This window comes from Pseudomonas sp. HMWF006 (genome assembly GCF_003061205.1).
GTDB classification, from domain to species: Bacteria; Pseudomonadota; Gammaproteobacteria; order Pseudomonadales; family Pseudomonadaceae; genus Aquipseudomonas; species Aquipseudomonas monsensis.
This window is the reverse complement of the sequence record NZ_QAIU01000006.1, coordinates 1-3,311: the sequence shown is the minus strand read 5'-3', so window position 1 is coordinate 3,311 and position 3,311 is coordinate 1. Positions and strand designations below refer to the sequence as shown.

The window sequence follows — 3,311 nt, the reverse complement described above, 5'->3', positions numbered from 1 at the left end:
CTGTAGGAGTGAGCCTGCTCACTCCTGGAGGGGATCGCGTACTGATTTGAATTTTGTGTGGACACTGACATGAGCCAACGCTGCAATTCCTACTACACCGCCACCCTCAATCAGGACACCGACTACCCGACCCTGCGCGGCCGACGCCGAGTCGACGTGGTGATCATCGGCGGCGGTTTCACCGGCGTTGCCACCGCCGTCGAACTCGCCGAAAAAGGTTTGAAGGTCGCCATTGTCGAGAGCAACAAGATCGGCTGGGGCGCCACCGGGCGCAATGGCGGCCAGGTCACCGGCAGCCTCTCCGGCGACGGCGCGATGCGTAAACAGATGCGCCCGAAACTCGGTGATGCGGTTGACGATTTCATCTGGCACCTGCGCTGGCGCGGGCATCAAATCATCCAGCAGCGCGTGGCGAAATATGGCATTCAGTGCGACCTCAAACACGGTCATTTACACGCTGCCTACAAGCCCAGTCACATGACGGATTTGCGCAACGATTACGAGGAAGCCGTGCGCCGCGGCCTGGGCGATGAAGTCAGTCTGCTCGACGGAAGCCAAGTGCGTGACCTGCTGCAAAGCGACCTCTACCACGGCGCGATCAAGAACACCCGCAACATGCACCTGCACCCGCTCAATCTGTGCATCGGCGAAGCACGGGCGGCGGAGAGTCTCGGTACGCTGATCTTCGAAAACAGTGAAGTGCTGGAAATCATCCACGGCGCGACGCCTGGGGTCAGGACGGCTCACGGCCAGATCGACGCCAATCAAGTGATGCTCGCCGGTGACGTCTATCACAAGCTCGAACCGGGTCAGCTCAAGGGCAAGATCTTCCCGGCCATGGGCGGCATCGTCACCACCGCGCCGCTGGGCGATCTGGCGCGGCAGATCAACCCCGAAGACCTCGCGGTGTACGACTGCCGTTTCGTCCTCGACTACTACCGCCTCACCGCCGACGGGCGCCTGCTGTTCGGCGGCGGCGCCAACTACAGCGGCAAGGACTCGCGAGACATCGCCGCCGAGTTGCGCCCGTGCATCGAACAAACCTTCCCGGCGCTCAAAGGCGTGAAGATCGACTACCAGTGGAGCTGCGCGATGGGCATCGTGATCAACCGCATCCCGCAACTGGGCAAGCTGTCGGACAACGTCTGGTATTGCCAGGGCTACTCGGGACACGGCATCGCCACCACCCACATCATGGGCGAGATCATGAGCCGGGCGATCACCGGGCAGCTGGAGCAGTTCGACACTTTTGCCCAGTGCCAGCACATTCGCGTGCCAATGGGGGATTTGCTGGGCAATCCGTTGTTGGCGGCGGGGATGTGGTACTACCAGATGCTTGAAAAGTTGCGTTGACGGGACTGGCCCCATCGCTGGCAAGCCAGCTCCCACAATGCCCGTGGCGTACCCAAATTTCATGTACACCGCAAAACCTGTGGGAGCTGGCTTGCCAGCGATGAGGCCAGCAGCTCCAGCACAAACCTCAGTCCGGCAACTGCTCCACCGCAATCCCCAGCCGCCGATAATCCTCGACACTCCCCGACGCCACATGTCGCTCGGTGATCAGCGTATGCAGGCGCGTACACGACGCCACCACAAACGGCTCCACCGCGCCGAGCTTGTCCGCCGTGGTCACCGCAATCACCCGCGCCGCACTGTCCAGCAATGCCTGCTTCACCGGCACTTCATCGAAATGCAGCGAGGTAATCCCCACTTCCGGGTGAATCGCACACACCCCGGTGAAGGCCAGATCCGCCTTGATCCCGGCCAGCAGCCGCACCGCTTCATGGCCGCCGGCCGACATCGTGCGCGGGTTCAACTGCCCACCGGCGAGGATCACTTTGACGTCCTTGTATTCGGACAAGGCAATCGCCGTCATCGGCGCCGCCGTCACCGCCGTGATGCGGATATCCGCACGCAACGAGCGCGCCACCTGCAACGTGGTGGAGCCGGAGTCGAACAGCACAATCTGCCCGTCCTCGACCTTCTGCGCCGCCAACTGTGCCAGACGCACCTTGACCTCATCGGACTCCTCCAGCCGCGTGAAATAATCCTTGCCGGTGTCTTTCGGCCGCGGTAATGCCCCGCCATGCACCCGCTGCACCAGCCCGGCGCTGTCGAGTTCGGCGAGATCGCGGCGGATGGTGTCTTCGGACACTGCAAAGTGCTGGCTCAACTCGGACGCCATGACCTTGCCGTCACGTTCGAGGATCAAAAGTATTTTCTGCCGGCGCAGGGAGGGAAGCTCTGAAGCGGAATGATCGTGCATGGTTTTGCCTGTTTGTGCTTGTCATTGCAGGTTTGTGCGAGCTTAGCCAAGCAAACTTGCAAACACAACGCCGGTATCAATGGCTTCGATCATTGGAATCACGAAGCCGAATTTTTTCTTTTGACCCGACCCCGGCAGAATGGCCCCACTTTCAAAAGGACCAGGATGAACACCCCATGAACCTCAATTTCGCTTTTGCCTGCATGGTCGTCGTGTCGTTTGCCATCGCGCTCGGGCACGCCTGATCAAGGACTAATCCTGCGCCGGGCTCAGACTTTTGCCATCGATGATTTCTCTAGACACCCGCAAAGCAAAAATCTAGCGTTGTCGGCTGCAGATGCTTTGCAGAGATCAACATGCGCCAACCCGTTCGGAAGCTGACGATAGACAATATCGACTCGATAACCGAGGCGTTTCATCACGACCTTGCCGTTATCGGCGAATCGATTGCGGGGAAGACCGGCATATCCTTGATGCTTGCGCTGAAGCGCGATCGCTTGGGCCACGGGCCCTACCCAGACGTGTCACTGTTCGAGGCGGGGTGAATGTGTGGATACGGCGCCGTATCCAGACATTCACCACCCTTCAAATCAGTCCTCTACCTGCGTTCATTCCGCCACCACCCGCGCCTTGCGCACGAACAGCGCATGGACCTTGTCCCAGAAATTGCCGCCCAGCACGAAAAAGCTGCCGACGAACATCAAGTCGCCCAGCGCCTGCATCTGCCAGAGGTTGGGCCGTACGCCCGGGAAGAAGTTGTCGAAATACGGTTCCAGGAAGGACGACAGCAGCGGCAGGCAGAACATCACCACGCCGACCTTGTGGCGCATCGGGCTGACTTCGGCCACAGGGGTCGGAATCACGCCGGAAATATAGTGGCCGATCGTGCGTTTGAGTTCGGCGAACCCGGCCTTGCCCATCACCGCGATCACCAGCAGCAACAGCACCTTGTTACTGATGAACAACACCCCGGTCAGCGCCGCAACTTTCGAGCCCGGCACATCGAGGGCGGCGGCAATCGGCACCATCAGCCACGAACCGAGCA

General features: G+C 60.5%; 4 protein-coding genes. 1 reads left to right on the top strand and 3 read right to left on the bottom strand.

What is annotated here, in order from left to right; translation table 11 throughout:
• Positions 1-69 precede the first annotated feature (69 nt).
• A complete protein-coding gene (locus tag DBR24_RS00150; RefSeq protein ID WP_128613528.1) occupies positions 70-1,353 on the top strand; it encodes an FAD-binding oxidoreductase in 1,284 nt (427 codons plus the stop codon).
• Positions 1,354-1,480: 127 nt separating this feature from the next.
• Here the strand turns inward: DBR24_RS00150 and DBR24_RS00145 are convergent, their stop codons facing one another.
• The 3 genes from DBR24_RS00145 to DBR24_RS00135 form a co-directional block, all read right to left on the bottom strand.
• The gene (locus DBR24_RS00145) at positions 1,481-2,266 is read right to left on the bottom strand and encodes a DeoR/GlpR family DNA-binding transcription regulator (RefSeq protein ID WP_128613527.1); all 786 of its coding nucleotides are present in this window, start codon (positions 2,264-2,266) and stop codon (positions 1,481-1,483) included.
• 269 nt (positions 2,267-2,535) lie between these two features.
• Positions 2,536-2,772, bottom strand: a complete 237-nt coding sequence (locus DBR24_RS00140; protein ID WP_128613526.1) for a hypothetical protein — start codon at positions 2,770-2,772, stop codon at positions 2,536-2,538.
• A gap of 102 nt (positions 2,773-2,874) precedes the next feature.
• Positions 2,875-3,311: transporter suffix domain-containing protein (locus DBR24_RS00135; protein WP_128613525.1), on the bottom strand; the 437-nt coding region annotated here is incomplete at its 5' end.

What these genes read in the sequence shown, in the direction of transcription:
- DBR24_RS00150 (WP_128613528.1), top strand. Translation starts at nt 70, where the DNA reads ATGAGCCAACGCTGCAATTCCTACTACACCGCCACCCTCAATCAGGAC.
- DBR24_RS00145 (WP_128613527.1), bottom strand. Translation starts at nt 2,266, where the DNA reads ATGCACGATCATTCCGCTTCAGAGCTTCCCTCCCTGCGCCGGCAGAAA.